Annotated in this window: 25 protein-coding genes; 19 read left to right on the top strand and 6 right to left on the bottom strand. The window is 69.4% G+C overall.

Features of this window, described 5'->3' with window-relative positions; all coding sequences use genetic code 11:
* The first annotated feature begins 77 nt into the window (after positions 1-77).
* The 8 genes from hemB to FKO37_RS00655 all read left to right on the top strand — a co-directional run bounded on the left by hemB (position 78) and on the right by FKO37_RS00655 (position 6,244).
* Positions 78-1,049, top strand: a complete 972-nt coding sequence (hemB, locus tag FKO37_RS00690; protein WP_078870729.1) for a porphobilinogen synthase — start codon at positions 78-80, stop codon at positions 1,047-1,049.
* A 20-nt stretch (positions 1,050-1,069) separates the two neighbouring features.
* Positions 1,070-1,639, top strand: coding sequence for a hypothetical protein (locus tag FKO37_RS00685; RefSeq protein WP_238603460.1), 570 nt, complete (start codon positions 1,070-1,072; stop codon positions 1,637-1,639).
* Positions 1,639-2,109 carry a hypothetical protein gene (locus FKO37_RS00680; protein WP_037818844.1) on the top strand — a complete coding sequence of 157 codons (471 nt, stop codon included), beginning with the start codon at positions 1,639-1,641 and terminating at the stop codon, positions 2,107-2,109. Before FKO37_RS00685 ends, FKO37_RS00680 begins: the two co-directional genes overlap by 1 nt.
* 49 nt (positions 2,110-2,158) lie before the next feature.
* On the top strand, positions 2,159-2,497 hold the full coding sequence (locus tag FKO37_RS00675) for a hypothetical protein (protein WP_037818917.1): 339 nt from the start codon (positions 2,159-2,161) through the stop codon (positions 2,495-2,497).
* A gap of 64 nt (positions 2,498-2,561) precedes the next feature.
* Complete coding sequence (locus FKO37_RS00670; protein ID WP_134734118.1) at positions 2,562-3,809, top strand: efflux RND transporter periplasmic adaptor subunit; 1,248 nt, start codon at positions 2,562-2,564, stop codon at positions 3,807-3,809.
* Positions 3,806-4,504 (top strand): ABC transporter ATP-binding protein, encoded by a 699-nt coding sequence (locus FKO37_RS00665; RefSeq protein ID WP_037818846.1) that lies wholly within the window; start codon positions 3,806-3,808, stop codon positions 4,502-4,504. Before FKO37_RS00670 ends, FKO37_RS00665 begins: the two co-directional genes overlap by 4 nt.
* Positions 4,501-5,703 carry an ABC transporter permease gene (locus tag FKO37_RS00660; protein ID WP_037818847.1) on the top strand — a complete coding sequence of 401 codons (1,203 nt, stop codon included), beginning with the start codon at positions 4,501-4,503 and terminating at the stop codon, positions 5,701-5,703. Before FKO37_RS00665 ends, FKO37_RS00660 begins: the two co-directional genes overlap by 4 nt.
* 7 nt (positions 5,704-5,710) lie before the next feature.
* Positions 5,711-6,244 carry a DUF5666 domain-containing protein gene (locus tag FKO37_RS00655; RefSeq protein ID WP_037818848.1) on the top strand — a complete coding sequence of 178 codons (534 nt, stop codon included), beginning with the start codon at positions 5,711-5,713 and terminating at the stop codon, positions 6,242-6,244.
* On the opposite strand, the gene FKO37_RS00650 is transcribed toward FKO37_RS00655, so the two are convergent.
* On the bottom strand, positions 6,241-6,726 hold the full coding sequence (locus FKO37_RS00650; RefSeq protein ID WP_370318148.1) for a TspO/MBR family protein: 486 nt from the start codon (positions 6,724-6,726) through the stop codon (positions 6,241-6,243). The two genes, FKO37_RS00655 and FKO37_RS00650, sit on opposite strands and share 4 nt — an antisense overlap.
* 130 nt (positions 6,727-6,856) lie before the next feature.
* On the opposite strand from FKO37_RS00650, the gene hemL reads away from it, so the two are divergent.
* The 7 genes from hemL (at position 6,857) to FKO37_RS00615 (ending at position 14,698) form a co-directional block, all read left to right on the top strand.
* On the top strand, positions 6,857-8,161 hold the full coding sequence (gene hemL / locus FKO37_RS00645; RefSeq protein ID WP_037818849.1) for a glutamate-1-semialdehyde 2,1-aminomutase: 1,305 nt from the start codon (positions 6,857-6,859) through the stop codon (positions 8,159-8,161).
* Complete coding sequence (locus tag FKO37_RS00640) at positions 8,158-8,784, top strand: histidine phosphatase family protein (protein ID WP_009071997.1); 627 nt, start codon at positions 8,158-8,160, stop codon at positions 8,782-8,784. Before hemL ends, FKO37_RS00640 begins: the two co-directional genes overlap by 4 nt.
* Positions 8,781-9,362, top strand: a complete 582-nt coding sequence (locus FKO37_RS00635; protein ID WP_037818850.1) for a TlpA disulfide reductase family protein — start codon at positions 8,781-8,783, stop codon at positions 9,360-9,362. The genes FKO37_RS00640 and FKO37_RS00635 overlap by 4 nt, the downstream gene beginning before the upstream one ends.
* Positions 9,363-9,964: 602 nt before the next feature.
* Entirely contained in the window at positions 9,965-10,738 is a 774-nt protein-coding gene (locus FKO37_RS00630) for a cytochrome c biogenesis CcdA family protein (RefSeq protein ID WP_134663678.1), read from the top strand.
* Positions 10,735-12,339 carry a cytochrome c biogenesis protein ResB gene (locus tag FKO37_RS00625; protein WP_238603459.1) on the top strand — a complete coding sequence of 535 codons (1,605 nt, stop codon included), beginning with the start codon at positions 10,735-10,737 and terminating at the stop codon, positions 12,337-12,339. The genes FKO37_RS00630 and FKO37_RS00625 overlap by 4 nt, the downstream gene beginning before the upstream one ends.
* Positions 12,340-12,342: 3 nt before the next feature.
* The gene (gene ccsB, locus FKO37_RS00620) at positions 12,343-13,335 is read left to right on the top strand and encodes a c-type cytochrome biogenesis protein CcsB (protein ID WP_037818853.1); all 993 of its coding nucleotides are present in this window, start codon (positions 12,343-12,345) and stop codon (positions 13,333-13,335) included.
* An 85-nt stretch (positions 13,336-13,420) separates the two neighbouring features.
* Positions 13,421-14,698, top strand: a complete 1,278-nt coding sequence (locus FKO37_RS00615) for a MinD/ParA family protein (RefSeq protein ID WP_134663681.1) — start codon at positions 13,421-13,423, stop codon at positions 14,696-14,698.
* A gap of 143 nt (positions 14,699-14,841) precedes the next feature.
* On the opposite strand, the gene FKO37_RS00610 is transcribed toward FKO37_RS00615, so the two are convergent.
* Together FKO37_RS00610 and FKO37_RS00605 are read right to left on the bottom strand one after the other, a co-directional pair.
* A complete protein-coding gene (locus FKO37_RS00610; RefSeq protein ID WP_037818857.1) occupies positions 14,842-15,024 on the bottom strand; it encodes a hypothetical protein in 183 nt (60 codons plus the stop codon).
* A 172-nt stretch (positions 15,025-15,196) separates the two neighbouring features.
* Positions 15,197-15,409, bottom strand: coding sequence for a BldC family transcriptional regulator (locus tag FKO37_RS00605; protein ID WP_009072010.1), 213 nt, complete (start codon positions 15,407-15,409; stop codon positions 15,197-15,199).
* Between the two features lie 362 nt (positions 15,410-15,771).
* On the opposite strand from FKO37_RS00605, the gene FKO37_RS00600 reads away from it, so the two are divergent.
* Genes FKO37_RS00600 through FKO37_RS00590 form a run of 3 tightly spaced genes read left to right on the top strand, consistent with a single transcriptional unit; the run spans position 15,772 to position 17,620 of the window.
* Positions 15,772-16,245, top strand: coding sequence for an Lrp/AsnC family transcriptional regulator (locus FKO37_RS00600; RefSeq protein ID WP_009072012.1), 474 nt, complete (start codon positions 15,772-15,774; stop codon positions 16,243-16,245).
* 11 nt (positions 16,246-16,256) lie between these two features.
* Entirely contained in the window at positions 16,257-16,547 is a 291-nt protein-coding gene (locus FKO37_RS00595; protein WP_037818858.1) for a DUF4229 domain-containing protein, read from the top strand.
* The gene (locus FKO37_RS00590) at positions 16,544-17,620 is read left to right on the top strand and encodes a PLP-dependent cysteine synthase family protein (RefSeq protein WP_037818859.1); all 1,077 of its coding nucleotides are present in this window, start codon (positions 16,544-16,546) and stop codon (positions 17,618-17,620) included. The genes FKO37_RS00595 and FKO37_RS00590 overlap by 4 nt, the downstream gene beginning before the upstream one ends.
* Here FKO37_RS00590 and FKO37_RS47475 read toward each other — a convergent pair.
* On the bottom strand, positions 17,598-18,245 hold the full coding sequence (locus tag FKO37_RS47475; RefSeq protein ID WP_205669978.1) for a TetR family transcriptional regulator: 648 nt from the start codon (positions 18,243-18,245) through the stop codon (positions 17,598-17,600). The two genes, FKO37_RS00590 and FKO37_RS47475, sit on opposite strands and share 23 nt — an antisense overlap.
* A gap of 104 nt (positions 18,246-18,349) precedes the next feature.
* On the opposite strand from FKO37_RS47475, the gene FKO37_RS00580 reads away from it, so the two are divergent.
* Positions 18,350-19,789 (top strand): aldehyde dehydrogenase, encoded by a 1,440-nt coding sequence (locus tag FKO37_RS00580; protein WP_238603458.1) that lies wholly within the window; start codon positions 18,350-18,352, stop codon positions 19,787-19,789.
* A gap of 240 nt (positions 19,790-20,029) precedes the next feature.
* Here the strand turns inward: FKO37_RS00580 and FKO37_RS00575 are convergent, their stop codons facing one another.
* Together FKO37_RS00575 and menE are read right to left on the bottom strand one after the other, a co-directional pair.
* Positions 20,030-20,899, bottom strand: a complete 870-nt coding sequence (locus tag FKO37_RS00575) for a 1,4-dihydroxy-2-naphthoate polyprenyltransferase (protein ID WP_238603457.1) — start codon at positions 20,897-20,899, stop codon at positions 20,030-20,032.
* Positions 20,900-20,946: 47 nt separating this feature from the next.
* Complete coding sequence (menE, locus tag FKO37_RS00570; RefSeq protein WP_238603456.1) at positions 20,947-22,086, bottom strand: o-succinylbenzoate--CoA ligase; 1,140 nt, start codon at positions 22,084-22,086, stop codon at positions 20,947-20,949.
* Positions 22,087-22,099 lie beyond the last annotated feature (13 nt).

Genomic DNA, 22,099 nt, shown 5'->3' with positions numbered 1-22,099 from the left:
GGGCTCCTTGAGGGAATCAGATTCCCTCAAGGAGCCCTTCACGGCTTTCGGGATGAGTGCGGGAGTACCTTGGATGCGTGTTCCCTGAGCAGCGACCCCGCAGGCTTCGTACTACTCCGGCAATGCGCAGGATGGTCAGTGAGACCACGTTGCGGCCACGGCAGTTGATCCTGCCGATGTTCGTGGCCGAGGGTCTTGACGCACCGCGGCCGATTGCCAGCATGCCGGGCGTCGTTCAGCACACTCGCGACACTCTTCGCAAGGCTGCGGTCGAGGCGGTCAACGCCGGCGTCGGCGGGATCATGCTCTTCGGCGTTCCGGAGAAGCGGGACGCGCAGGGGTCCGGCGCGGTCGACGAGAACGGCATCCTCAACGTCGCGTTGCGGGATCTGCGCAGCGAACTCGGCGACTCCACCGTGCTGATGGCCGACACCTGCCTGGACGAGTTCACCGACCACGGGCACTGCGGCGTTCTCGACGCGGACGGCGTGGTCGACAACGACGCCACGCTCCGGCTGTACGCCGAAATGGGGGTCGCGCAGGCGGAAGCGGGCGCGCACGTGCTCGGGCCGAGCGGGATGATGGACGGGCAGGTCGGCGTGATCCGCCGGGCGCTCGACGAGGTCGGGCACAGCGAGACCGCCATTCTCGCCTATTCGATCAAGTACGCCAGCGCGTTCTACGGTCCCTTCCGCGAGGCCGTCGACTCCCAGCTCAAGGGCGACCGCAAGACCTACCAGCAGGACCTCGGCAACGCCCGCGAGGCGATGCGCGAGCTCGAACTCGACCTGGCCGAGGGCGCGGACATGGTCATGGTCAAGCCTGCACTGTCCTATTTGGACATCATCAAGGCGGCCGCCGACATTTCGCCGGTTCCCGTCGCGGCGTACAACATCTCCGGCGAGTACGCGATGGTCGAGGCGGCCGCGGCGAACGGCTGGATCGAGCGCGAGCGCACGGTGCTCGAGGTGCTCACCTCCATCCGCCGCGCGGGTGCGGACCTGATCCTCACCTACTGGGCGGCCGAGGCCGCGGCCTGGCTGGACTGAGCCCGGGTAGGGTCTTTCGGGTGGCCGAGAAGGACGAGAACACCCCGAAGCCAGCCAGCGTGACCTCGGACGATCTTTCCGGGCTCACCGACGACGAGCGCCGCAAACGCGGGCGCGCGCCGGATCCGGTGCTGCCGGGGGAGACCGCGCCGAAGGCCAAGCCGCCGCTGGAGGTGCACGCCGCGTTCGTGCTCGCCATCGTGGCGGCGCTCATCATCGTGGTCGGTCAAGTAGTCCTCGTCGCGGTCAAGCAGCAGTTCGCCGACGCGATCATGAAGCAGCAGCAGCCTGGCCAAGCGATCACCCTCGAGCAGGCTCAGTCCACCGCGAATTTCTTCGTGTGGGCCATGCTGATCGGCGCGCTGTGTTACAGCGCCCTGCTTGTGCTGTTCGCCTGGAAGGCCCGCGAGGGTACGCGTTCGGCGCGCACCATCGCAGCGCTGCTGGCGGTGCTCGCCATCGTGTTCGAACTCGGGGTGCCCCGCAATGTCTACGCGCTCGCGTCGTCGCTGACGCTGGTCGTCATGCTGATCCTGCTGTACCTGCCGAAGGTCGCGGACTACTTCCCGAAAGTCGGCAAGAAGCTGTAATGGCGGCCAGGACGCTGTACTCCGAGCCGGGCGTCGGCTGGTCGGCGCTGATCTGGGGCCCGCTGTTCGCGCTGCTGGGCGCGCTCGCCGAACTGGCCACCGGCGGGCCGACGCACGTCGTCGGCTGGGTGCTGATCGGCGTCGCGCTGGTCGCGCTGACCCTGCCCTGGGTTTACGCGCGGCGCCGGTTCCTTTCGCTGGAGGTCACCACCGAGGGGCTGCGGCAAGGCCGCGAGACGGTGGCCGCCGAGCGGATCGCCTCGGTGACCGACGTCGGCGCGCCGGTCGGGACGCGCGTGCTCGGCGGCGGCTGGTCGGTGCCGCGCAAGTACGACGAGTTGCCGGTCGAGCTGGACGACGGCACGGTGGTGCTCGCCTGGGCCCGCGACGTCGAAGCGCTGAAAACCGCGCTCGCGGAGCTGGCCGCGAAGAACCAACCCGAGGAGCAGGCCGATGACTCCCGGAACTGAACCCGCACGAGGGACGCGCGACGACGGCGAACCTGAAAGGCTGGATCCCGTGATCGACCTACCCCAGCCGACCGGAGCCGGGCTTTGGCCGCCGGAGGAAACCCAGCCGCAGGCGAAGCTCAACCAGCCGTGGCGCGCGTTCGTCGCGCTCGGCGAGGTCGTGGTGGCCGGATTGGCGCTGTGGGCGGCGTTCGCGCTGTGGCACGCCGGGGTCGTCACGGTCGTCACCACGGCGGGCGACGGCACGCGATTGGCCTCGGAACGGTACTTCGGCGGACATATCGCCGGGGCGCTCGGGCTCGGCACGCTGTCCGCGGTCTTGGTGGTGGACGCGGTCCGCCAATTGCTGCTCGCGGTGCGGGCGCGGCACAAAAAGAAGAAGGACTGATTACACAGCTGTCCCACAGGGAACCAACAGCTCACTGCTAAGCGGGCCCCGCAATCTTGCGGCCATGACGCGGCTGCGCACACGAACCTGGGTGGTCAACGGAGTCCTTGTCGTGCTGCTCGGCGGCGCGGCTTTCGGGATTTACCAAGCCTTTTCGCCGGCCAGTTCGACCGCGCAGGCACAAACCCGGACCACGCCGGTCCGGCGCGCGAACGTCTCCCAGACCGTTTCGGCGGCGGGCACGATCGCGAGCACGTACACCGGTGCCGCGAACTTCACGACGTCCGGCAAGGTCACGAGCATCGACGTGAAGGTCGGCGACGTCGTGAGCGCCGGGCAGAAGCTCGCCACCATCGACTCTTCCCAGGCGAGCAAACAACTTCAGGTCGCTAAGGCCAATCTCGCGGTCGCCGAGGACAACCTCACGACGGCGGAGGACAACCCGCCCGCGAACCAGACCGCGACGCAGGCGCAGAGCAGCACCACGTCGCTGCAGGCCAAAGTGGATCAAGCGCAGCTGGACGTCGACAACGCGGAATCAGCGCTCGCCGCCACGACCTTGACCGCGCCTGGTGCGGGGACGGTGACCGCGATCAACGGGACGGTCGGGCAGCAAACGGGCAGCGGGTCCAATTCCAGCAACAGTTCGGCGGCGGCGTCGTCGAGTTCCAGCTCCAGTTCCGGCTCTGGCGGGCAGTCCGGGCAGCAATCCTCGTCCAGCAGCAGCACGGGCTTTATCGACATCACCGACATGGGCAGTCTTGTCGTCAATACTTCGGTGGCGGAAATTGACGTGAGCAAGGTGAAAACCGGGCAGAAAGCCACCGTGACTTTGAATGCGACGCCGGATCAACCGTTGCAGGCGACCGTTTCCAGCATTGACCTCACGCCGACCACGAGCAGCAACGTCGTCAGTTACGGCGCGAAGCTGACGTTGGCGAATCCGCCGTCGGGGCTGCGGCCCGGACAGTCGGCGAGCGTCGTGATCACGGTCGCGGAAGCCGACGGCGTGCTGAGCGTCCCGGCCGCGGCGGTGCGGACCAGCGGGACGACGAACGTGGTCACCGTGGAGCAGAACGGGCAGCCGGTTTCGCGTCAGGTCGAGGTCGGCGTGCGCGGAGAGTCCACTGTGGAGATCAAGTCCGGGCTCAATGAGGGCGACAGCGTGGTGCTCACCGCCGCGTCGCCGACGACGTCGAGCGGCTCCAACGGCCAGCAGCGGACGGGCGGTCTCGGCGGGTTCGGCGGCGGTCAGCAGGGCGGATTCGGCGGTGGACGCCAGGGCGGCGTCGGCGGCGGGGGCCGGGGATGAAGCCGGTGATCGCGGTCTCCGGACTGCGCAAGACTTACGGCAGCGGGGAAACCGCGGTGCACGCGTTGCGCGGGGTCGATCTGCAGGTGTGGCCGGGCGAGTACGTGGCGATCATGGGCGCGTCCGGATCCGGGAAGTCGACGCTGCTGAACATGCTCGGCTGCCTCGACACGCCCACTTCCGGCCGTTACCTGCTGGACGGGTTCTCCGTCGCCGATCTGAACGAACGCCAGCTTGCCTTGCTGCGCAACCGAAAGATCGGCTTCATCTTCCAGTCCTTCAACCTCGTGCCGCGCACCAGTGCGTTGTCCAATGTGGAATTGCCGATGGTCTACAGCGGACTCAAACGAGGGGAGCGCCGCCGCCGCGCGCTCGCCGCGCTGGAGATGGTCGGGCTGACCGATCGGGCCAAACATCTGCCGAACGAACTGTCCGGCGGACAGCAGCAGCGCGTCGCGGTGGCACGGGCGCTGGTCGGCGGACCGGCGTTGCTGCTCGCCGACGAACCGACCGGAAACCTCGACCACGCAAGCACTGTCGACGTCCTCGGCGTGTTCGACCGGCTCAACGCGCTCGGCCGCACGGTCGTGGTGATCACGCACGAGGACGAGGTCGCGCGGCACGCGCACCGCGTCGTGCGGGTCAGCGACGGACGGATCGTGTCGGACGAGGTCCGCACCGGGGTGGTCGCGTGAACTTCGTGGAGATCATGCGGTTCGCGGTGCGCGGTCTCGCGTCGAACAAACTGCGTTCGGTGCTCACCACGCTCGGCATCACCATCGGGGTCGCGTCGGTGATCTTGTTGGTGGCAGTGGGAAACGGTGCTTCGGCGGCGATCACCGCGAGCATTCAGGGACTCGGCACCGACGTGGTCAACGTGTCGCCGCTTCGGGGCGGCGGGCAGTCCAGCCAGGTCCGGCCGCTCACCGTGCAGGACGCGCACGCGCTGGTCGACCCGGTGGGTGCGCCGGACGTCAAGGCGGCGGCTCCGGTGGTGAACACCAGCGCGACCGCGACGTACGGGCAGACCTCCTACGACGTGTCGAGCGTCGTCGGCACCGAACCCAGCTACTTCACCACCACGAACCGGCAGATCGCCGACGGTCAGCTGTTCAGCGCCGAGGACGTGACACAGGCGCGCAAGGTCGTCGTGCTCGGGCCGACGACCGCGCAGTCGATCTTCGGCACCGCCGAGCCGGTCGGGAAGAACGTGCTGATCAACAGCATCCAGTTCACCGTGATCGGCGTGCTGCAAACGAAGGGCAGCACCGGGCTGCAGAACGCCGACGACGTCGCGATCGCCCCGATCAGCGCGGTGCAGAACTCGCTCGCCGGCTACGGCGGGCTGAATCAGATCGCCGTGCAGGCGACCAATGCCGACGCGATCGGGCTGGCGCAGGCCGAGGTCACCGCGATCCTCGACGCCCGGCACGGCATCCAGGCCTCGGCCAATCCGGACTTCCAGATCCAGAACTCCGCGCAGCTGCTGCAGACCCGGACGTCGGCGATCCAGACGTTTACCGTGCTGCTCGGCGCGGTCGCGGCGATCTCGCTGCTGGTCGGCGGGATCGGCGTCACGAACATCATGCTCGTCACGGTCACCGAGCGGATCCGCGAAATCGGCATCCGCAAGGCGATCGGCGCGCCGCGCTCGGCGATCCTCGGCCAGTTCCTCGCCGAGGCGACCATGCTCAGCCTGTTCGGCGGGTTGCTCGGCGTGCTGATCGGCGTGGTCGGCAGCCGGTTCAGCATCGCGGGCATCCAGCCGGTCGTGGTGCCGTCGTCGATCGCGCTCGCGTTCGCGGTGTCCGCCCTGATCGGGCTTTTCTTCGGCAGTTTCCCGGCGAACCGGGCTTCGCGGCTGCGGCCGATCGACGCCCTCCGGCACGAGTAGGAGCGTCATGTCCGCGTCGACCACCCAGCCCATCCCGACCCCGCCGGAGGAACCCGCCGCGTCGCGTCCGGAAGACCTCATCGCCGAGCCCGCCGTCCAGGGCGATCTCACCGCCGAGTTGAAGCAGGTCGCACGGCCGTTCGGCAAGCCGACGCTGGTGCTCGCGGGGTTGCTCGTGCTGGCGCTGGCGTTCGCCGGCGGCGCTTGGACGCACGCGGCGTTCGGCTCGTCGAGCGGTTCATCCAGCGCCCGTACCGCTCCGGCGGAAGGACAGCAGCAGGGCGGCGGCTTCGGCGGACGCGCGGGAGGAGGTCGCGGGACGGTCGGCACCGTGGAGAAGGTCGACGGCAGCACGGTCACGGTGAAGACCGTGCAGGGCAGCGAAGTCACAGTGTCCACTTCGGACAGTACTACGGTCGGGGTGACTCAGCCCGGCAAGCTCAGCGACCTCAAACCGGGACAGACGGTGACTGTCCAGGGGCGCACCGGAACGGACGGTTCGGTGACCGCGCAGGCGATCGTGGCGCAGCCGGCCCGCTAGGGGACGTCGTTGAGCGCGATGATCGCGACGTTCAGCGCCGTCGTGTACAGCAGCCACGCCAGATACGGCACGAGCAGCAGTGCGGCGACGCGGGAGCGACGGTAGAACAACGCGATCGTCACGATCACGGTGAAATCGAGCAGCACGATGTCCACGCACGCGACCTGCGTGGAGCCGCCCGCGAAGAACAGCGAGATCCACATCAGGTTGAACAGCAGGCCGATGCCGTACGCGGCGAAGCCCTGGTTCTCGCCGTCGGTGCGCCAATAAGTCCAGCCCGCGACGGCGAGCACGATGTACAGGACCGTCCACACCGGACTGAACAGCGACGAGGGCGGGGCCCACTCCGGCAGCACGTACCGGTTGTAGGCGTCCGGCGCGGTCGTCGCCGCCAGCGCGCCGACCAGTGCGATGACGCCGACCAGCCCGAAGAACACCGCGAGCATCAGCCACGGGTTCCGGCGGTGTGTGGGCGCCGTCACGTCTCCTCCATGGCTCGCCCCGTCCATGCGCGCCCATCTTAAGAGGGGTTGCGCTGGTGTGCCGGGTGGCAATCGGGTGGCAGCTTGGGCGCCGCCGACACCCGGATGGAGGATTTGCAAGACTGGGACGGTGAGCACTGGCACCGAGCAGTCCAAAGCATGGTTCGCACGCGCCAAGGCGGCCGTTCCGGGCGGGGTGAACTCGCCGGTGCGCGCCTTCAACTCGGTCGGCGGCACGCCGCGGTTCATGGTCCGCGGCGAGGGCCCGTATCTGTGGGACGCCGACGGCAACCGCTACGTCGACCTCGTCTCCTCGTGGGGCCCGATGATCCTCGGGCACGCGCACCCGAAGGTGGTGGCCGCCGCCCGCGCGGCCGCGGAGCACGGGCTGTCCTTCGGCACGCCGACGATCGGCGAGGTCGAACTCGCCGAGGAGATCATCGGCCGGGTCGGCCCGGTCGAGCAGGTCCGGCTGGTCAACTCCGGCACCGAAGCCACGATGAGCGCCATCCGGCTCGCCCGCGGTTTCACCGGCCGCGCCAAGATCGTCAAGTTCGCCGGTTGCTACCACGGGCACGTCGACGCGCTGCTCGCCGAAGCGGGTTCCGGCGTCGCGACGCTCGGCCTGCCGACCTCGCCGGGCGTCACCGGCGCGCAGGCCGCGGACACGATTGTCTTGCCGTACAACGATCTTGACGCGCTGCGGAAGTCCTTCGCGGAGAACGAGGGCCAGATCGCCGCGGTGATCACCGAAGCGGCCGCGGGCAACATGGGCGCGGTGCCGCCGGACGCTGGCTTCAACGCCGCGTTGCGGGACATCGCGCACGAAAACGGCGCGCTGCTGATCATGGACGAAGTGATGACCGGCTTCCGCGTTTCGCGCGCTGGCTGGTTCGGCCTCGAAGGCGTGGCTGGCGACCTGTACACGTTCGGCAAGGTGATGTCGGGCGGACTGCCCGCCGCGGCGTTCGGCGGTCGCGCGGACATCATGGCGAAGCTCGCCCCCGGCGGTCCCGTCTATCAGGCAGGCACGCTGTCCGGGAACCCGGTGGCGGTCGCCGCCGGTCTCACCGCGCTGCGCGAAGCGGACGACGCTGTGTACGCGAAGCTCGACGCCAACGCGAAGCGTCTCGGCGGGCTTTTCGACAAGGCGCTCAGCGAAGCGGGCGTCACGCACACAGTGCAGTTCGCGGGCAACCTGGTGAGCGTCTTCTTCACCGACAAGCCCGTACGCAACTACGCGGACGCGCAGGCCACTGAGACGTGGCGCTTCCCGGCGTTCTTCCACGCGCTCCTCGAAGCGGGCGTGTACCCGCCGCCGAGCGCGTACGAGGCGTGGTTCGTGAACGCCGCGATGGACGACGAAGCGTTCGCTGTGATCGAAGCTGCGTTGCCCGCGGCGGCGCGCGCGGCGGCTGAGGCGGTTCGCCCATGACCACCGTCGTCCACATGCTGCGGCACGGTGAAGTCCATAACCCGGAGAAGATCCTCTACGGGCGGCTGCCGAACTTCCGGCTGTCGGAGCGCGGGCAGCGTCAGGCGCTCACTGTCGCCGAAGCGGTGGCCGGGCACGACCTCGCGTACGTCGTCGCTTCGCCGCTTCAGCGCGCGCAGGAGACGGCGGCGCCCATCGCGGGCGCGCACCGTCTCGACATCGCCACTGACGAAGGCCTCATCGAAGCGGCGAACGTCTTCGAGGGCCAGCGCGTAGCCGTGGGCGACGGCGCATTGCGGCAGCCGAAAGCGTGGCCGCACCTGGTGAACCCGTTCAAGCCGTCGTGGGGCGAGCCGTACGTCGAGATCGCACACCGCATGCTCGGCGCGGTGCACCGTGCGCGCGTAAAGGCCGAAGGGCGCGAAGCGCTGTGCGTGTCGCACCAGCTGCCGATCTGGACGCTTCGCCGCTTCTTGGAAGCGAAGCGACTGTGGCACGACCCGCGGCAGCGGCAGTGCTCGCTCGCGTCGCTCACCAGCCTGGTCTTCGACGGTGAAGAGCTGCTGGAGATCGTCTACAGCGAACCCGCGGGCACCACCGACCCCAAGGTGACCGGCGCATGAAACGGCGGCTGCTCGGGATGCTGATGGCCGCCGCGCTGGTCGTGACGGGCTGCTCGACCGGCAAGGACGCGGTCGTCTCGGGCGGCACCTTCACCTTCGTCTCGCCCGGCGGCAAGGTCGACATCAGCTACCCGGAGAACGAACGGCAGAAGGCCCCGACGCTGGCCGGCGACGACCTCATGCACGAGGGCAAACAGCTCTCGATCGAGGACTTCCCGGGCAAGGCGCTGGTGATCAACCTGTGGGGCCAGTGGTGCGGCCCGTGCCGCGCCGAAGCGCCCGAGCTGGAGACCGCGAGCAAGCAGATCGCCCCGCTCGGCGCCCAGGTCATCGGCCTCGACGTCCGCGACCCGGCCCGCGACGTCGCACAGGACTTCGTCCGCGACCGCGGCCTGACGTACCCGTCGATCTGGGACCCGTCCGGCCGCGTGCTGCTGCAGCTGGCCGGGTATCCGCGCAACATCATCCCGTCGACGCTGGTGCTGGACAAACAGCACCGGGTGGCCGCGGTGTTCCTGCGGCAGGTGCTGGCCTCGGACCTGGTTCCCGTGGTGCAGCGGCTCAGTGCGGAGAAGTAGCGGGGGGAAGTAGCGCGGAGAAGTAGCGCTCGCCGAACCCCGCGCTCTGCTCGGCCGGGGGCGCGCTCCGCTCCGCCCGGCGCACTCCACTCGGCCCGGCGCCCGCTCCGCCGGGCGCTCGCTCCGCCGGGCGCTCGCTCCGCCGCACGCTCCGCGTGCGAGAGGGCGCTCCGCTCGGCCTGGGGCCCGCTCCGCCGGGTGCTCGCTCCGCGCCGGGGAGGTCCGTGAGGGGAACCCTGACGGAATCAGATTCCGTGAGGGGAACCCTCACGACCTCTCGGTCCTGCCGCGGCGCGGGCTGCGTCGCAGAGAAGTCCCCAATGCCACTTTGGGTGCATGTGACGCACCCAATGTGGCGTTCGGTGCGTCCGACGCACCCAAAGTGGCATTGGGGGTCTCCGAGCCGAGCCGTGCAGGAGGCCGTTGCCAACCCGGCGTCGCGCGTTCTTCTGCGGCCTGGCCTCCTCGTGAGTGCCTACGCCGGTTCTCACCGGCTGAGCCGCTCACGAGCACAGGACCAAGGTCCCACCCGCGCTGTGGCGTAGGTCCTGTGAGCGGGCCCCGCCCGCCTCACGTCCAGCTCACTGCCTACTCTCAAGTGCGTGAACTCCGTGTCCGAGCTGGCGCTCTCCGGGCCGCTGCTGCTCGCCGCGGGTGTCGCGCTGGTGGCCGGGGCCATCTCGTTCGCGTCGCCGTGCGTGGTGCCGCTCGTGCCCGGGTATCTCGCCTACCTCGCGGCTCTCGTCGGCGCAGACGCCCCGGCGGTGCGCGACGGCGAGGAGCGCAAGAAAGGCCGCTACGCCGTGCTGGGCGCGGCGGGGCTGTTCGTGCTCGGGTTCACCGTGGTGTTCGTCGCGACCATGGGCACGCTGGTCTGGCTCGCGAACACCTTGCTGGTCAACGAGGATCTGCTGCAGCGCATCGGCGGCATCCTCACCATCCTCATGAGCCTGGTCTTCATCGGCTGGATCCCGGGGCTGCAGCGCGAGGTCCGCTCGCACCGCGTGCCCGGCGGCGGGCTGTGGGGCGCGCCGGTGCTCGGCGCGGTGTTCGGGCTCGGCTGGACGCCCTGCATCGGGCCGACGCTCTCGGCCGTCACCAGTCTCGCCAGCGCCACCGGCGGGGCCGCGGTCCGCGGGTACGTGCTGGTGCTCGTTTACTGCCTCGGCCTCGGCGTCCCGTTCCTGCTGATCGCGCTCGGCGCCCGCTGGGCCGTGCGCGCCACCGACTGGCTTCGCCGCAACGGCCGCCGCGTGCAGATTTTCGGCGGGGTGCTGCTGATGGTGGTCGGCATCCTGCTGGTCACCGGGCTGTGGGGGGACGTCATGGGCTGGCTCCGCAACTCCGTCGCCTCCGATCTCGAGCTGCCGCTGTGACCACTACCGAAGCGCCCCCGAAGAACCCTCAGCCGTACCGGCCGTCCGCGGCCAAGCAGTTCCTGGCTTTCCTGCGCAACACCTGGCGCGGCCTGACGTCCATGCGCACCGCGCTGGTGCTGCTGTTCCTGCTGGCGCTCGCCGCGCTGCCCGGCGCGTTGCTGCCGCAGCGGCGGCTGAACGCGCCGAAGGTCGACGAGTACATCAGCGCGCACGGCTGGTGGGGATCGCTGCTCGACAAGCTGGAGTTCTACGACGTCTACTCCAGCGTCTGGTTCTCCGCGATCTACATCCTGCTGATGATCTCGCTGATCGGCTGTCTCACGCCGCGCAGCTTCGAGTATCTCAAGCAGATGCGCGCGAAGCCGGTGCTGACGCCGCGCAATCTCGCGCGCATGCCGCACCACCGGATCGCCCGCACCGCGCGCACGCCGGAGACGATCCGCGAGGACGTGCGCAAGCAGCTGTCCGGCTGGCGGCGCGTCGAGCGCGAGGAGGACGGCGGCGGGTTCAGCGTCTCGGCCGAACGCGGCTACCTGCGCGAGACCGGCAACCTGCTCTTCCACTTCGGCATGCTCGGCCTGATCATTTTCTTCGCACTCGGCAAGCTCTACAGCTACGAGGGCCAGGTCATCGTGCAGGCCAACGGCGGCCAGTTCTGCAATTCGGGCATCTACAACTACGACTCGTTCGAGGCGGGCCTGCGCGTCGACGGCACCGACCTCGACCCGTTCTGCGTGAAGGTCAACGACTTCACCGCCCGCTACACCGCCACCAACCAGGCCGACTACTACCACTCGCACATCGAGTACCAGTCCGGCCAGGACCTGCAGACCGGCACGTGGAAGCCGTACGACCTCGAGGTCAACGAGCCGCTGCGCACCGTCGGCGACCGGGTTTACCTGCTGGGCAACGGTTATTCGCCGCAGTTCACGGTGACCTTCCCGAACGGCGAGAAGCGCACCCAGAACACCCAGTGGATGTTCACCAACCCGGGGACGATGCTGTCCGAGGGCGCGACGAAGTTCGACCAGCCCGGCGTCACCGACGAGGTCCAGCGACGCACCAAGCAGCTCGCGATCACCGGCCTCTTCGCGCCGTCCTCGTTCATCCACGGCGGCGTCCTCACCTCGACCGCGCCGCAGCTGGACAACCCGATGGTCGCCGTCGACGTGCTGCGCGGCGACCTCGGTCTCGACGCGGGCCGCGGCCAGTCGGTGTTCTCGGTCGACCAGTCCCGCGTCCAGGACGGCAGGCTCAAGCGGGTCGCCCGCAAGAACCTCGCGGTCGGCCAGGAACTGACGCTCGACGACGGCACCAAGGTCCGCTTCGACGGCGTCAACAAGTGGGTCAACCTGCAGATCTCGCACGATCCGACGCAGGGCTACGTGCTCGGCTTCGCGATCGTGATGTTCGCCGGACTCGGGGCGTCGCTGCTGGTCAAGCGGCGTCGCGTGTGGGTGCGGGTGCGGCCGGGCAAGGACGAGAGCGCGAGTACCGTGATCGAGGTCGCGGGGCTCGCGCGCACGGATCAAGCCGGATACGGCGAGGAATTCCAGCGGATCAGCGAACGGCTGGTCACGGGCCGGAAGGGCAGCTGAGGCATGGAAATCAACGAGACTCTCTCGCAGTACAGCGACCTGCTGTACACGACGACAGTGGCGATTTACGTGCTGGCGCTGCTGTTCACGCTCTTCGAGCAGGCGTTCGGCGCGAAGGGCCGTCTCGCCGCCGAGCGCAGCCGCAAGCGCGTGCTGGTCGGCGCGGGCGGACCCGACTCCGACGACGCCGCGATCGAAAACGGCGACGTCCCGGCCGAGCCCGAGGCCCCGCGTGCGGTCGGCCGCGCGGAGCGGATCGGCCGGATGGGCGCGGCGCTGCTGGTGCTGGGCGCGCTGCTGCAGTTGTCGGCGATCGTGCTGCGCGGACTCGCGGTGCACCGCGCGCCGTGGGGCAACATGTACGAGTACGGCATGGCGGTCACCTTCATCACTGTCGTCGCGTGGCTCGTGGTGATCAAGAAGTTCCCGGTCCGCCACCTCACCGGGTTCCTGCTGCTGCCCGTCGTGATCCTGATGTTCATCAACGGCACGATGCTCTACACGGTCGCCGCGCCGGTCGTGCCCGCGCTGCAGTCGTACTGGCTTTACATCCACGTGTCCGCCGCGATCATCGGCTCCGGCGTGTTCCTGGTGCCGGGCGTGGCGAGCGTGCTGTACCTCTTCCGCACCGCGCACGACCGCAACCCGGCCAAGTTCGCCGGTTTCGGCCCGAAGCTGCCCTCCGCCGACGTCCTCGACCGCATCGCCTACCGCGCCACGATCGTGGCGTTCCCGATCTTCACTTTCGGCGTGCTGTGCGGCGCGGTGTGGGCCGAGGCCGCGTGGGGCCGGTTCTGGGGCTGGGACCCGAAGGAGACCGTCGCGTTCATCGCGTGGGTCGTTTACGCGGCATACCTGCACTCCCGCGCCACCGCGGGCTGGCGCGGGACGCGCGCGGCGGTGATCAACATCGTCGGGTTCTCGGTGACGATCTTCAACCTGTTCTTCGTCAACCTGGTTACCGCCGGACTGCATTCCTACGCCGGAGTGAGTTGAGCCGGGGGTCCACCGCCCGGACCGGGCCTCGGGCGACTACCGTCGTCGCCAGGGGCCCTTCGACGTACCCGGGAGGTTGGCAACGGTGACCGGACCCAGTGAAGAGACTGCCGGCGAACAGCAGTCCGAGCAGGCCCAGGAACCGGCTGCCATGTTCTCCGAGGAACGCACCGACTCGACGCCGCACCCCGGCACCGGGCCGTACGACGCGCAGCCGACGCAGGTCGTCGACCCGCCGCCGCAGGGCGCGTACCAGCCGCTGCCGCAGCCGGGCGGCTACCAGCCGCACTACGACCAGAACCTGCCGCCGCTGCAGCCTCCCGCGCAGCAGCACCAGCCGCAGCACGCCGCCCCGCCGGGGTACCAGCAGCAGCCCGTCGCTCCGCCGGGCGTGGCTCCCGTGCCGGGCGCTCCGGCGCAGGGGCTGCCGCAACCGGCGTCCAGCGCGGACGAGCTGGCCACCGCGCACCTGGTCAAACAGCAGAAGCGCACGCCGCAGTCCGGCTGGCGCAAGGCGGTGTACCTGGGCAGCGGCAAGCTGCTCAACCCGGGGGAAAGCCCGGCGGACACGCGCCGGCGCGAGCTGATCGCCCGGGTCAACCAGCCGCTGCGCGGGTGCTACAAGATCGCGATGCTGAGCCTCAAGGGCGGCGTCGGCAAGACCACGACCACGACCACGCTCGGCGCGACGTTCGCGTCCCTGCGCGGCGACCGCGTGGTGGCGGTGGACGCGAACCCGGACCGCGGGACGCTGTCGCAGAAGATCGCCATCGAAACCACCGCGACCGTGCGGCACCTGCTGCGCGACGCGGACAAGATCACGCGCTACAGCGACGTCCGGTCGTACACGTCGCAGGGGTCGAGCCGGCTGGAAATCCTGGCCAGCGAACAGGATCCGGCGGTGTCGGAGGCGTTCTCCGAGAACGACTACCGGCGCACGGTGAACCTGCTCGAGCACTTCTACAACATCGTCCTCACCGACTGCGGCACCGGTTTGATGCACTCGGCGATGAAGGGCGTCCTCGACGTCGCGGACTCGCTGGTGGTGGTGTCCTCAGGTTCGGTCGACGGGGCCCGCAGCGCCTCGGCGACGCTGGACTGGCTCGAGGCGCACGGTTACGGCGACCTGGTGAAACGCTCGGTCGTGGTGATCAACTCGGTGCGCCCGAAGGGCAGTTCGGTCGACCTGGACAAGCTGGCCGCGCACTTCGGCGCGAAGGTGCGTTCGGTGTGCCGGATCCCGTTCGACGCGCACCTGGAAGAGGGCGCGGAAATCGAACTGGAGCGTCTCGGCGGGGACACCCGGCTGGCGCTGCTGGAACTGGCGGCGACCGTGGCGGACGGTTTTAACGGCAGGGCTTAACCAAGCGGCTGCGCTTGATTGACCGTGCGGGCTCCGCAACCACAACCCGAGATCGCGCCGGTTTCTGGACTGAAATCGGGAGGGACGAAACCGGCTTCCCAGCGATCTCGGCGCCCCGGCGGAGCCGGGGCAATCAAACACGCTCAGGAGTCGGTTTCGTCCGGGCGTTTGCGCTGCTGTTCGGAGAGCTTGCGCAGGAATTCGGGATCGTCGTCGGGAGCGACGGCCGGGCGGCGCTGCGGGACGCTGATCCGCTGCGCGCCGAGTGCCCGCCACAACAGAACGGCGATGGTGATCGCGCCCACCGCTGCGAGCAAAGGGATCATGCCCGGGTCCTTCCGTCGTGCTGGCCACCCAGATTAGCCGCAAACGGGCCGGACCGGGGGACGGTGCGCGCGCGGACCCGGCCCGGAACGCGGCGAAGGGTCGTGACCGGCAAGCGATGCGGGAGGCACCCCTTGCCAGTCACGACCCTTCGGCGTGTTCGAGACCCGCGGATCAGATCTTGCGGGTCGGCTCGCTCGCGTCCGTGGTGAGCTCGGCCAGAAGGTCGTTCACCTCGGACTCGCGGAACCTGCGGTGTCCGCCCGGCGTCCGGATCGAGCCGATGCGGCCCGCGGTGGCCCAGCGGGTCACGGTCTTCGGGTCCACCCGGAACAGAGCGGCCACCTCACCCGGGGTGAGCAACCGTCCGCCCATGGTTGCGGTCATTTTCCGCCTCCTTAACGCCCAACTTGCTATACCGGGGGCATCGGGCGATTTCGCCCGTCGCGCCCGGGTGGCCAACGCGGCAATCGTGGCACTTCACCCGTCGGGTACTCGAACGGTTGTCCTTGGGTAAAGAGCCCTTAAAGTGCAAAAGGGACATAACTCAGCAGATTCTCAGGATCGCTCAGCGCCCGTTCGCGCCTCGCTGACCAGGCATTTTCTGACCAGCTGCGCCGAGATTCGGGTAAAGACTGAGCAAAGGCCGCGTCTGGGCGGCGTCCGGTGCCGAGGTTGCTGTGACGCAGGAGACAATCCGGGGCCTACCGGGATGCGCCTCCCGCGCGGGCGCGCCGCATAATGAGCCGGTGGATCAGCTGGACCGGAAGATCATCGCCGAGCTGCGGGCCAACGGCCGCGCTACCTACGCCGACCTCGGCCGGACGGTGGGGCTCTCCGCGTCGTCGGTGCACGAACGCGTCGGGAAGCTCGAGGCGGCGGGCGTGATCACCGGGTACCACGCGATGGTCGACCCGAACACGGTCGGACTCGGCGTCACCGCGCTGGTCGGCATCCATCCCACCGACACCGCCACCGACGAGGACGTCGCCGCTTCGCTCGGCGAACTGCCCGAGGTCGAAAGCTGTTACGCGGTCGCGGGCGACGAGGCCTTCGTAGTAAAGGTGCGGGTTTCGACGGTCGACGAGCTGGAGCTCACCCTCGGCAGGCTGCGCCGCATCCCCGGCGTCGGCCGCACCAACACGACAGTGGTGCTCTCCACCCGGTTCGAGGGCCGCCCCAACAACGCGGGCCTGGACGAGGACCCGGCAAGCGGGGCGTAGCCTGTTTCGGTGTGAGCGAGACACCGGACCACCTTCCCCGTGACCTGACGGTGTACTTGATCGCGCGGTTCGCGCTCGTCGCGGTGGTCGCGGTCGTGCTTTCGCTGGTCGGCGTGCCGCTGCTGGTCTCTTTGCTGATCGGGCTCGTCGTCGGCCTTCCGCTCGGACTGCTGCTCCTGCGCGGGCTGAACCAGCGCGTGACGGCCGGTCTGGCCAAGCGCAACGAATCCCGCGCGCGTGCTCGTGCCCAGCTGCGTTCGCAGCTGCGCGGCGAGACCTCGGCCGACGATTCCGCGGCATGAGCAAACCGCACAGCCGCGCCTGGGTCCGCGAAGCAGTCCGGATCATCGAGGCCGACGCCAACCGCAGCGCCGACACTCACCTGCACGTTTTCCCGCTGCCTCCGGAATGGGGCATCGACCTTTACCTGAAGGACGAGTCGGTGCACCCGACCGGCTCGCTCAAGCACCGCCTCGCGCGCTCGCTGATCCTGTACGGCCTGGTCAACGGGCACATCGGCCCGGACACCGTGCTGGTCGAGGCGTCCAGCGGCTCGACCGCGGTGTCCGAGGCGTACTTCGCGCGGATGCTCGGCCTGCGGTTCGTGACCGTCGTGCCGCGGCGGACGAGCAAGGAAAAGATCGCGCTCATCGAGTTCTACGGCGGCGAGTGCCACTACGTCGACTCCGCGCCGGCGATGTACCCGGAGGCCGAGCGGCTGGCCGCCGAGTGCAACGGGCATTACCTCGACCAGTTCACCTACGCCGAGCGCGCGACGGACTGGCGCGGCAACAACAACATCGCCGAATCGGTGTTCGCGCAGATGCGTGCCGAACGCCATCCGGTGCCGTCGTGGATCGTCGTCGGCGCGGGCACCGGCGGCACGAGCGCGACGTTCGGCCGGTACGTCCGGTACAAGCGGCACACCACGAAGATCTGCGTGGTGGACCCGGAAAACTCGTCGTTCTACGGTGCGTGGGAAACCGGTGCGCCGGACTACGCGACCGGGATGCCGTCGCGGATCGAAGGCATCGGACGGCCGCGTTGCGAACCGTCGTTCGTGCCCGGCGTGATCGACGAGATGTTCCAGGTGCCCGACGCCGGTTCGCTGGCGGCGATCCGCTTGCTGCGGGACCGCACCGGACACTGGGCGGGCGGCTCGACCGGGACCAACCTGTACGGCGCGTTCCAGCTGATCTCGCGGATGCTGGCGGACGGCCAGGCGGGTTCGGTGGTGACGCTGCTGTGCGACGGCGGGGAGCGGTACGCGAACACGTACTACTCGGACGAATGGCTCGGCGAGCAGGGGATCGACCTGGCGCCGTATCGGGCGCGGTTCGACGAGTTCCTGCTCACTGGCCGATTCGACGCCTAGCTTCCTGGTAGCCCAGCGTCAGCACGACGATCAGGCGGCGCAACCGGTCCTCGAAGTCGAGGCGGGAGCCGGCCAGGCGCGGGTCCTTGATGGCTTCTTGGACGGCTTCGTTCGGGTGCGCCAGCGGCCACATTCCCGCGGTGAACATGAAGATCGCGGACGACAGTTCTTGTGCGGTCTCCGCGGAAAGGCCTGGCAGCGCGGCGTGCAGCAGGTCGGCGGTGCGGGCGTTGTGCTTCGCCGAGCGCAGCTTGTAGTCCCGCGCGATTTCCGTGGAGACATTGCGCTCCAGCACGTTCGCCAGCACGCTGATCAGTTCGCACAGGACCGGTCGCGTCGCGAGTGAGCGGGCGAGGGTCGCGGCGACCTCCGACAGATCGCCGTCGAGGGTGAGCGAGTCGAGCCACGCGCCGCGAGCGCGGTCGAGCACCTCCAGGTAGACGGCCTCCCGCGTGGGGAAGTAGCGCGCGACGTTCGACGCCGACAGGCCTACCCGGCGGGCCAGTTCGCGCATGCTGACCTCGCTGACGGACGACTCCGTCATCAGCTGTTCGGCCACGTCGAGGATCGCCTCGCGGCGGGCTTCCACCTGCTCGGGACTGCGGGCGCGCTGGAAGTCGGTCACGCCTCGGAGTGTAACAGGACACTGCTCTCTTGATAAAAGAACAGCGTCCTGTTAACTTCGAGAACAAGAGAGCAGTGTTCCGTTAACTCTGGCAGGAGATCCCGATGCGTACTTACGACCAGCTCTTCCTCGGCGGCCGCTGGACCGAGCCCGCGACGACCGACACCTTCGAAATCCGTTCGCCGCACGACCGGGCGCTGGTCGGCACCGCGCCAAAGGCCTCGAAGGCGGACGTCGACCGCGCGGTGGCGGCGGCCCGGCGGGCGCTCGAACCGTGGGGGAGAACCCCGCTGGCCGAGCGGCTGCGCCTGGTCGAGCGGTTCAACGAACTGCACGCCGCCCGGGCCGACGAAATCGCCGAGCTGATCACCGCGGAGAACGGCTCGCCGAGCTGGTTCACCGGCTGGACGCAGCACAACCTCCCGGAGCGCACGGCGGCGTGGCTCAAGACCGCGCGCGAGTTCGACTGGGAGGAGACGCTGACCGACGAGGCGGGCAACCGGACGATCGTGCGTGCTGCACCGGTCGGGGTGGTGGCCGCGGTGATCCCGTGGAACTCGCCGCATTCGGCCGCGCTGGTGAAGCTGATTCCGGCTCTGCTGGCGGGCAATCCGGTGCTGCTGAAGGCCGCGCCGGAAACCCCGCTCGACGCGATGCTGCTGGCGGAGATCTTCGCGGAGGCCGGGTTCCCCGAGGGCGTGGTGAGCGTGTTCGCGGCTGACCGCGACGTGAGCGAGTACCTGGTGACGCACCCCGGTGTCGACAAGATCTCGTTCACCGGCTCGACCGCGGCCGGGCGGCGGATCGCGTCGCTGGCGGGAGAGCAGTTCAAGCGCGTCGGGCTGGAGCTGGGCGGAAAGTCCGCGGCGATCGTGCTCGCGGACGCGGACCCGAAGACCGTCGCCGAGGGGATCCGGACCGCGACGTTCGCGAACAACGGCGAGATGTGCGTGGCCCACACGCGGATCTTCGCGGCGCGCGAGCGGTACGCCGAGGTGGTGACCGCGCTCGCGGAAATGGCCGACGGGCTCGTGGTCGGCGATCCCGCGAAGCCGGACACGTTCGTCGGGCCGATCGTGCGCCAAGACCAGTACGAGCGCGTGCTGTCGTACCTGCGGCTAGGCGTCGAGGAGGGCGCACGGATCGCGGCGGGCGGTGCCGAGCCGCTCGCGAATCCTGAACTGGCGGACGGGTTTTACGTGCGTCCGACGGTGTTCGCCGACGTCACGAACGACATGCGGATCGCGCGCGAGGAGATCTTCGGGCCGGTGCTCGTGGTGATCCCGTTCGACACCGAGGAAGAGGCGATCCGGCTCGCGAACGACTCCGACTACGGCCTGAGCGGCGGCGTATGGACGGCCGACGCGGAACACGGCGTCGAGCTCGCACGGGCGGTGCGCACGGGGACGTTCCACGTCAACGGCGCACCGCGGCATGGGAACGCACCGTTCGGCGGGTTCAAGGCGAGCGGGGTGGGCCGTGAGTACGGCTCGCACGGGTTGGCGGAATTCGTGGAGTGGCAGGCGATTGCGGTGGGCCGTTAGAGCACGAGGGCGACCGCGCTCAGTACCGCCCGGCTCGGTTCGGTGGGCTCAAGGCGGAGCGGGGTGGGCCGTGGTGCGGTTGGCCCGGGCGGTGTTCGTGGAATGGCGGGCGATCGCGGTGGGGCGTTAGAGCGACTGCGCTCAGCATCGCCTGGGCGCGGGAACGCTCGGTTCGGTGGGCGCAAAGCGAAGCAGGGCCCGGGCGGTGTTTGCGAAATAGCAGGCGACCGCGGTGAGCCGCTAGAGCGACAGGGCGACCGCGCTCAGCACCGCCCACGCCAACATCGCCATGCCGGTGTCGCGCAGGGCCGGGATCAGCTCCCGGCCCTTGCCGCCGCCTCCGACGGACTTGATGGGCTTCAGCAGCAGCGGCGCGGTCACGAAGGTGATGAACAGCAGCGGGTGCCAGATCCCCATCAGCACGGTGAGCGCGTACGGGACCGTCACCAGGGTCAGGTAGAGCTTTCGCGTGCCGCCGTCGCCCATGCGGGTCGCGAGGGTGTGCTTGCCGGACTCGAGGTCGGTCGGGATGTCGCGCAGGTTGTTCGCCACCAGCACCGCCATCGAGAACGAGCCGACCGCTACCGCGCAGCCCAGTGCGTCCCAGCTGACCCGGCCGGCCTGGACGTAAACCGTGCCGAGGACGCCGGCCAGTCCGAAGAACACGAAGACCGCGATCTCGCCCAAACCGTAGTAGCCGTAAGGCTTTTTGCCGCCGGTGTAGAACCACGCGCCGAGGATGCACAGCGCGCCCATCGCGAGCAGCCACCAGTATCCGCTCAGCGCGACGAGCGCCAGGCCCAGCACTCCGGCCAAGCCCAGGGAGGTCAGCGCGGCACGCAGCACGGCCTTCGGGTTCGCCGCGCCGGAGCCGACCAGACGCAGCGGACCGACGCGGTTTTCGTCGGTGCCGCGGATGCCGTCGGAGTAGTCGTTGGCGAAGTTCACGCCGATGATCAGCGACAACGCGACCAGCAGAGCGAGCAGCGAACGCCACCAGGAGAACGCGTCGAGCGCGATCGCCGCTCCGACGCCCGCCACGACCGGTGCGATCGCGTTCGGCAGCGTCCTCGGCCGGGCGCCTTCGATCCACTCACTGACTGTCGCCATGGGGTCCATTCAACGCCATGCGATCTTCACCCGTTCGGTGAACCCGCTCAGCGCGTCCGGAGGGCGGCGACCACTGCCTGCCGGTCGATCTTTCCCGGTCCGCGCAACGGCAACTCGTTGACGAACTCGATGCGTTTCGGCGTCGCGGCCGCACCCAGCTCAGCCCGGACCGCGGCTCGCAGCGCGGCCTCGTCCGTCGAACCCGCCACCATCGCCACGACCGCCTCGCCCCACTGCGGATCCGGAATGCCGACGACACAGGCGTCCCGCACCCCGGGCTGCGCGCCGAGCAGCCGTTCGATCGCGGCGGCGGACACCTTGACCCCGCCGGTGTTGATGACGTCGTCCGCGCGTCCGAGCACCTCGATCAGGCCGTCGGCCAACACGCGGCCGCGGTCGGAGGTGCGGAAAGAACCTTCCCGGAACGACTCCGCGGTCAGTTCCGGAGCGAGGCGGTAGCCGTGCGACAGCACCGGGCCGGAGATCCACAGTCGCTCGTCAGCGTCGGGTTCTACGCGCACCCCGTCGAGCGGAACGCCGTCGTAGACGCAGCCGCTGGCGGTCTCGCTCATGCCGTACGACGGGACGATTTGCACGCCTTCCTCAGCCGCTTGCGCTCGCAGCGCGGGCGAGGTGGCGGCGGCACCCAGGATGATGCCGTCGAAGGCCTTCGCGGCGGCCAGGCCGGCGCCGCCGTCGTCGAGCAGGCGGACTAGCTGGGTCGGCACGAGCGCGGTGTAGCGCGGGCCGTTCTCCGCGAGCACCGGCGCGGCAGCGGCGGCGAACTCGTCCGGGCGGAAGCCGGTGCCGGTCAGGAACGCCGGTTTCGTGCCTGCCAGCCGCGCTCGGATCAGGACTTGCAGGCCGCCGATGTAGTGCGCGGGCGTGGCGAGCAGCCAGTGCCCGGGGCCGCCGAGCCGGGAGTGCGTTGCCGTCGCGGACGCGGTGAGCGCGCGCGGCGACAGCAGCACTCCCTTCGGCGCCCCGGTGGACCCGGACGTGGCGATCACCACGGCGGTGTCCGGCTCGACCGGCCGCTCCGGGGCCATCGCCTCGAGCAGCGCCGGGGCCGACGGATCCGCCGAGTTCAGCGGCAGCACCGCCGGACCGCCGTCGAGGGCAGCCGCCAGGGCCGCGTCGAGGGCGGTCAGCGCGTCGGCGCTGCCGTCGAGCCACACCACGTGCACGGAAACGACCTTC

This window comes from Amycolatopsis sp. Poz14 (genome assembly GCF_006704225.1).
GTDB classification, from domain to species: Bacteria; Actinomycetota; Actinomycetes; order Mycobacteriales; family Pseudonocardiaceae; genus Amycolatopsis; species Amycolatopsis nivea.
Note: the sequence above shows the minus strand (reverse complement) of the source record. Positions and strands in the feature narration are given on the sequence as shown.

What these genes read in the sequence shown, in the direction of transcription:
- FKO37_RS00680 (WP_037818844.1), top strand. Translation starts at nt 1,639, where the DNA reads ATGGCGGCCAGGACGCTGTACTCCGAGCCGGGCGTCGGCTGGTCGGCG.
- FKO37_RS00670 (WP_134734118.1), top strand. Translation starts at nt 2,562, where the DNA reads ATGACGCGGCTGCGCACACGAACCTGGGTGGTCAACGGAGTCCTTGTC.
- FKO37_RS00665 (WP_037818846.1), top strand. Translation starts at nt 3,806, where the DNA reads ATGAAGCCGGTGATCGCGGTCTCCGGACTGCGCAAGACTTACGGCAGC.
- FKO37_RS00655 (WP_037818848.1), top strand. Translation starts at nt 5,711, where the DNA reads ATGTCCGCGTCGACCACCCAGCCCATCCCGACCCCGCCGGAGGAACCC.
- FKO37_RS00640 (WP_009071997.1), top strand. Translation starts at nt 8,158, where the DNA reads ATGACCACCGTCGTCCACATGCTGCGGCACGGTGAAGTCCATAACCCG.
- FKO37_RS00635 (WP_037818850.1), top strand. Translation starts at nt 8,781, where the DNA reads ATGAAACGGCGGCTGCTCGGGATGCTGATGGCCGCCGCGCTGGTCGTG.
- ccsB (WP_037818853.1), top strand. Translation starts at nt 12,343, where the DNA reads ATGGAAATCAACGAGACTCTCTCGCAGTACAGCGACCTGCTGTACACG.
- FKO37_RS00610 (WP_037818857.1), bottom strand. Translation starts at nt 15,024, where the DNA reads ATGATCCCTTTGCTCGCAGCGGTGGGCGCGATCACCATCGCCGTTCTG.
- FKO37_RS00605 (WP_009072010.1), bottom strand. Translation starts at nt 15,409, where the DNA reads ATGACCGCAACCATGGGCGGACGGTTGCTCACCCCGGGTGAGGTGGCC.
- FKO37_RS00590 (WP_037818859.1), top strand. Translation starts at nt 16,544, where the DNA reads ATGAGCAAACCGCACAGCCGCGCCTGGGTCCGCGAAGCAGTCCGGATC.
- FKO37_RS00580 (WP_238603458.1), top strand. Translation starts at nt 18,350, where the DNA reads ATGCGTACTTACGACCAGCTCTTCCTCGGCGGCCGCTGGACCGAGCCC.
- FKO37_RS00575 (WP_238603457.1), bottom strand. Translation starts at nt 20,899, where the DNA reads ATGGCGACAGTCAGTGAGTGGATCGAAGGCGCCCGGCCGAGGACGCTG.